Genomic DNA, 5,416 nt, shown 5'->3' with positions numbered 1-5,416 from the left:
CGTACAGGTCGTTCCAATGTCGTAATATTAATAATAAAATAGCTAATAATTAATATTAAAATAATAAGTGAATAAATTAAGGTGTTAATGGGGTGGTCATGCTCTACGATAATTAATCGAATCATGGCCGTAATTCCTATATATATAAAGTACCTTAGTGGAAAATGATAATTCTCTTTAAAATATTTAATGATCATCGTGATAAATTCAAAATACAAGAAGAAAATAAGAATATTAGCGAGGAAAAGCTTATAGTCTCCGCCATTGTTGTTGAATAATAAAATTTTAAGGAATTGAATGAGTTCTTTGCAAAGTAGGAAGGATAAAATGAGTGCTAGAAGTACAAGGCAAACATTTAGAAAGAATTGTAAAGATTTCGGTACAGCCTTTATTATTTGTAAGTAAGTTAAGTTCTTTTGGTTCACAGAATTCCTCCAATCTTGTAAATCGTCCTAAGTGAATATGAAAAACTAAATAGAGAACACATAATCATATGGTTGAGCGTCATCATTTTATGATTCGAATATAACATTTTATCGTAAATGTATATGTGTATATTTGTAAAGTTTTGGTGTATATTGGATTATCACCAAAAGCTGTGGATGATATTTGTTAAAACGTATGTTATGTATATAGGTTGATTGGAGTGGAGGCTGGGCGACTCCTTGGGGATCAGCAATAGAGGAACGAAGGCTAAAACCATCACGTCCTGTGATAATGCCTTCGTGACCAACATCATGTTGGCCCAAGCGGCTCATCGGACGCCCCCAGAAAGCTTTGCTCTGTGCGAAAGCGAAGCGGCAGCAATTGTTTTATCTGTGCGAAAGCGTAGCGACAGCAACAACAAAGCGCCCAGTCGGAACGGAAATCAACGACACGTTATGGTGATGAGCCTATATATTCGCGAAAGAAAGTTTTCAAAAAAAATTAGCTGTATGCTAAAATAGATGTGCATGAATATAAAATTTAAAAGGGGTTTTTAAAATGGCTAAAGCAGCAAAAACAGATGCAAAAATTACACCAGAGCGTTTAGAAGAAGCATTAAACGTACGTGATCGTCTTATTATCGAGTTATTAGTACAAGTACTTGATGAAAAGCTTGTAATTGAACGTCCAGTATTACGTGAGCGTGTAGCAAACCTTGTAGACCTTTCTGATCATGATGCAGAATTAAAAGAAACGATCCACGCTGTTATTAACAAACTATAATCTTAAGGAAAATGCTACACGTAATCGGTAGCATTTTTTCTTTTGCTGAAAAGGTGTATTTTCAAATAATCGGTCAGCCAAGAGCCGAGAGCCAAGAACGTTCGGGCAGTCCAAAGAAGTGATCAGGTAGGAGCGAAAACGGCTCGGGTAGTCTGAAGAAGTGATCAGGTAGGAGCGAAAACGGCTCGGGTAGTCTGAAGAAGTGATCAGGTAAGAGCCAACCCTGCTCGGGTAACCCGAAGAATAAATCGGTTAAGAGGCTAACCAAGAACCACCTCAATTGCTCAGCGCAGACCTATATAAAACTCCTGCAGATTAGAGAAGACGAAATCCAAAGAAAAACCCAAACAAGAATTTGTGCCATTCTTGTTTGGGTTTCCTTCGTTGTTAGTATACTTTATCTCCATTAAAAATAGAGTTTTTCACAATTACATAATCTACATTTCGAATGGCATCTAGTTTATTGCCACCTGCATAGGAAATAGATGATTGAAGATCTTGCTGCATTTCAATTAAAGTATCTTTGATGCTGCCTTTATGTTCAACAAACATCTTTTTACCTTCAACATTTTTACGTTCGCCTTTTTGGAATTCAGAAGCAGATCCGAAGTATTCCTTCACAGTTTTACCGTCGATTTCGATTGTTTCACCAGGTGACTCCTCGTGACCTGCAAATAATGAGCCAATCATCACCATTGAAGCACCAAAGCGAACCGATTTTGCAATATCACCATGTGTACGAATACCACCATCAGCGATAATTGGCTTCGTTGCAGCTTTTGCACACCAGCGTAGTGCAGCTAGCTGCCAACCACCTGTACCAAAACCAGTTTTGATTTTAGTAATACATACTTTACCTGGTCCAATACCAACTTTTGTTGCATCTGCACCAGCATTTTCAAGTTCACGTACTGCTTCAGGTGTGCCCACGTTACCAGCAATCACAAAGCTAGTTGGTAGATGTTTTTTAATATGCTGAATCATACGAATGACAGCATTTGAATGACCATGTGCAATATCGATTGTCATAAAATCAGGCACTAAATTAGCAGCTGCTAATTCTTCAATAAATGTGTATTCTTCACCTTTTACACCAACACTAATTGATGCGATTAAGCCACGAGCTTGCATATCTTTGATGAAATTGATACGTGTCTCTGGATTAAAACGGTGCATGATATAAAAGTAACCGTTTTCAGCAAGCTTCACAGCAAGACTTTCATCGATAATTGTTTGCATGTTTGCTGGTACAACAGGAAGCTTGAATGTATGACCGCCTAAAGTAACAGAAGTATCACATTCTGAGCGACTTTCTACAATACATTTTGCGGGAATTAGTTGAATATCCTCATAGTCAAATACGTTATCCATTATAAACACTCCTAAAATACGAATATTTTTTAAGTTTTGATTTAAATTGTTCGTCATTTGGTAATTTACATTATTTTCGAGTAAATGTCAAAGCTTTTATCTAAATTAATAAAAAATTGGCAGGAAAGAACAGGAATTAAGCGGAATTTACAGATATATCATTTTCCGTTATAGGATTAAAAGTCGGAACGGAAATCAACCACACGTTATGGTGATAAGCCGTTTTTTGATCGGTTTTATCTAAAATTTGTACTATTATTTGTTATCCATGTAAAATAGAATTGTTTCGAAAATGACAAAGGGAGTGTTGGAAATGGCAGTAGAGGTTTATTTAATTTTTAATGGAAATTGTCGAGAGGCTGTATCTTTTTATGAGAAAGCTTTTAATACGAGCAAGCCTGAAATTATGACATTTGGAGATTCACCACAGAATCCAAGTTATCCGTTACCAGAGGAAGCAAAAGATCTTGTCATGCATACGCGACTTTCGATTTTCGGTAGTACTGTAATGTTCTCAGATACGTTTCCGGGCAACCCATTCACGATTGGAAACAATGTAACTTTAGCCGTTGTTTCAGACGATGAGGCACAGATGCGAAAAGCTTTTGATAGCCTTAAAGATGGTGGCAAGGTTACGATGGAGCTACAAGAAACGTTTTGGAGTAAATGTTATGGCTCCCTTACTGATAAATTTGGTGTTGAATGGCAATTTAGTTATGAGGAAAATAAATAAAGTTACTATTAAAAAGCACGATGTTTCTAACATCGTGCTTTTCTTTTTAGTATTTAAAACGATTCACATAGCTTTGTAATTCATCAGCCATATCGAGAAGTGCTTTTGAGGCTGCAGCCATTTCCTGCATCGAAGACAATGTTTGTTCAGTAGAAGCGGCAACTTCCTCTGACGCTGCTGCATTTAATTTAGCATGATCTGTTAGCTCTATAGCTGTTGCAGAAACTTCTTCGACTACTGCTGACATCTCCTGAGTAGATGCAGATATATCCTCCATTTTCGGAGCAATTTCGTGTAGACCCTTAATGATACTTGCAAACTTTTTACTTGTATCTTCTGTTAGCTGTAAACCATCCTGGACATCCGCTGAAGTCTTCATCATTGTTTGAACAGACTTAGCCGTATCTTGCTGAATGCCAGTAATTAGTGCAGCAATCTGCTCTGCTGATTGCTGGGATTGCTCTGCTAACTTCCGCACTTCATCGGCGACTACTGCAAAGCCTTTCCCGTGTTCTCCAGCTCGCGCTGCCTCAATAGCAGCATTAAGGGCAAGCAGATTTGTTTGATTTGAAATAGCGCTAATAATTTCTAAAATAGAACCAATTTCTTTTGTTCGATCATACAGTGATTTAATCATCGTATCCGATTGTGTCACAGATTCATGAATAGAAATCATTTGATTAACAGTTTGTTCTACTGCTTGACCACCTTCGTCGGCCAATTTTATAGCATAGCTCGATAAATCTGAAACCTGCATAGAGCTATCAGCGACCTCGACGACTCCTTTTGCGATTTCCTCAATAGAAGCAGCATTTTGGTCAATACCAGTTGTTTGTTTTTCTGTACTAATAGCAACTTGTTGCATAGCTTCCGTAACTTGCTCTGAAGCAGCTATATTTTGTTCGGCATTTGCAGATAAGCCATGCGCTGAAGTTTGTACATGTTGGGAGCTTTGATCAACGTTACGAATAAGGTTTTTTAAGTTAACCTTCATGTCGATAAAGGCTTCCCCAAGCTGTCCAATCTCGTCTTTAGAATGAATGTCAATAAAAGCTGTTAAATCGCCCTCGCTAATTTTTATAGCGCTTTGTTTAAGTCGATTGATCGGATTAACGATTGATTTTATCATGAATAGCATAAAAATAATGCCAACAATAATAGAAATAGCGATAATCATTAAGTTGACATTAAATGTCGAGGCAGCAGCAGTTGCAGCCTCGGCTGTAAACATTGTACCCACAACTTTCCAGCCCGTTAGCTTATTTGTAACAAATTGTAGCTGACGATTTTTTTCTATAATGGTACCACTATCTTGTTCATAGATTTTAGTGATATAGCTTTCTGTTGCTTCAGCACCACTTTCTTTATCTGGTTGGGCAATATAAATTTTATTACTATCTAAAAGTGAAGCAAAGCCGGTTTCTCCAATGCGTATATCATTCGTGATGGTACTTAGTGTAGAAATATTTACATCTAACCCTATGACCCCAGAGCCGTCTGGTAAAGCCTGAGTAATCGTAAGAACGATATCACCTGTAGTCTGTGTAATGTATGGTGCTGTAATGGATACTTGGTTTTTGTTATCTAGGGCTTGCTTATACCAAGATCTTGTACGAGGGTCAAACCCACCAGGGTATTTTTGAGCAGGCTCATCCAGTAGTCTGCCATCAGAGGTTCCGATATAAATTAGCTCCACCTCTGGATGCATGTTCATGTATTCGTGGAATAGAGATTTAAGTTCTGTAATTTTACCTTCTTGTAAATAAGATTGATTGAGCTTGTTTGAAAAATATTGAACGTCTTTCACTTTTGGCTCAATCGTGTTAGTAATATTCGTATTAAGCATGCGCACACTCTCAGTTGCACTTGCTTGTTGTTCTTTTGAAATTTGCTTTCCAGCACTGTGGTAAGACACAATTCCAATTAACAGTGTTGGGATGAGAAGCATTGCTAAAAACGAAAAAATGAGCTTTTTCCTTAAACTTAGTTGTTTCACTTGAATTATCCTCACTATGAAATTAGTATTTTAAACTTTGTTTTATCACCGAATATGGAGTATGTAATAATGCCTTAGTGACCAATCTCCTGCTGCTGTCGCTACGT

General features: G+C 37.4%; 7 protein-coding genes. 3 read left to right on the top strand and 4 right to left on the bottom strand.

Features of this window, described 5'->3' with window-relative positions:
• Positions 1-425 (bottom strand): phosphate-starvation-inducible protein PsiE (psiE, locus tag ACFCYJ_RS12275; protein WP_376074215.1); only part of this gene is annotated, 425 nt, incomplete at its 3' end.
• A 108-nt stretch (positions 426-533) separates the two neighbouring features.
• Positions 534-758 carry a hypothetical protein gene (locus ACFCYJ_RS12270; protein ID WP_376074214.1) on the bottom strand — a complete coding sequence of 75 codons (225 nt, stop codon included), beginning with the start codon at positions 756-758 and terminating at the stop codon, positions 534-536.
• Here ACFCYJ_RS12270 and ACFCYJ_RS12265 point away from each other — a divergent pair.
• The gene (locus ACFCYJ_RS12265; protein ID WP_376074213.1) at positions 738-947 is read left to right on the top strand and encodes a hypothetical protein; all 210 of its coding nucleotides are present in this window, start codon (positions 738-740) and stop codon (positions 945-947) included. The genes ACFCYJ_RS12270 and ACFCYJ_RS12265 overlap by 21 nt on opposite strands.
• Before the next feature lie 37 nt (positions 948-984).
• Entirely contained in the window at positions 985-1,209 is a 225-nt protein-coding gene (locus ACFCYJ_RS12260) for a phosphate-starvation-inducible protein PsiE (RefSeq protein ID WP_376074212.1), read from the top strand.
• A 387-nt stretch (positions 1,210-1,596) separates the two neighbouring features.
• Here ACFCYJ_RS12260 and guaC read toward each other — a convergent pair whose 3' ends face one another.
• Positions 1,597-2,580 carry a GMP reductase gene (guaC, locus tag ACFCYJ_RS12255; RefSeq protein ID WP_376074211.1) on the bottom strand — a complete coding sequence of 328 codons (984 nt, stop codon included), beginning with the start codon at positions 2,578-2,580 and terminating at the stop codon, positions 1,597-1,599.
• Positions 2,581-2,893: 313 nt separating this feature from the next.
• On the opposite strand from guaC, the gene ACFCYJ_RS12250 reads away from it, so the two are divergent.
• Positions 2,894-3,313 carry a VOC family protein gene (locus tag ACFCYJ_RS12250; RefSeq protein WP_376074210.1) on the top strand — a complete coding sequence of 140 codons (420 nt, stop codon included), beginning with the start codon at positions 2,894-2,896 and terminating at the stop codon, positions 3,311-3,313.
• A gap of 46 nt (positions 3,314-3,359) precedes the next feature.
• Here ACFCYJ_RS12250 and ACFCYJ_RS12245 read toward each other — a convergent pair whose 3' ends face one another.
• Positions 3,360-5,309, bottom strand: coding sequence for a methyl-accepting chemotaxis protein (locus tag ACFCYJ_RS12245; protein WP_376074209.1), 1,950 nt, complete (start codon positions 5,307-5,309; stop codon positions 3,360-3,362).
• Positions 5,310-5,416 lie beyond the last annotated feature (107 nt).

Source organism: Lysinibacillus sp. NPDC056232 (genome assembly GCF_042267565.1).
Classification (GTDB): domain Bacteria; phylum Bacillota; class Bacilli; order Bacillales_A; family Planococcaceae; genus Lysinibacillus.
This window is presented reverse-complemented; position numbering and strand designations above follow the sequence as displayed.

Excerpts from the sequence above, each read along its gene's own strand:
- ACFCYJ_RS12265 (WP_376074213.1), top strand. The coding sequence starts at position 738 with ATGTTGGCCCAAGCGGCTCATCGGACGCCCCCAGAAAGCTTTGCTCTG.
- ACFCYJ_RS12270 (WP_376074214.1), bottom strand. The coding sequence starts at position 758 with ATGAGCCGCTTGGGCCAACATGATGTTGGTCACGAAGGCATTATCACA.
- ACFCYJ_RS12260 (WP_376074212.1), top strand. The coding sequence starts at position 985 with ATGGCTAAAGCAGCAAAAACAGATGCAAAAATTACACCAGAGCGTTTA.
- guaC (WP_376074211.1), bottom strand. The coding sequence starts at position 2,580 with ATGGATAACGTATTTGACTATGAGGATATTCAACTAATTCCCGCAAAA.
- ACFCYJ_RS12250 (WP_376074210.1), top strand. The coding sequence starts at position 2,894 with ATGGCAGTAGAGGTTTATTTAATTTTTAATGGAAATTGTCGAGAGGCT.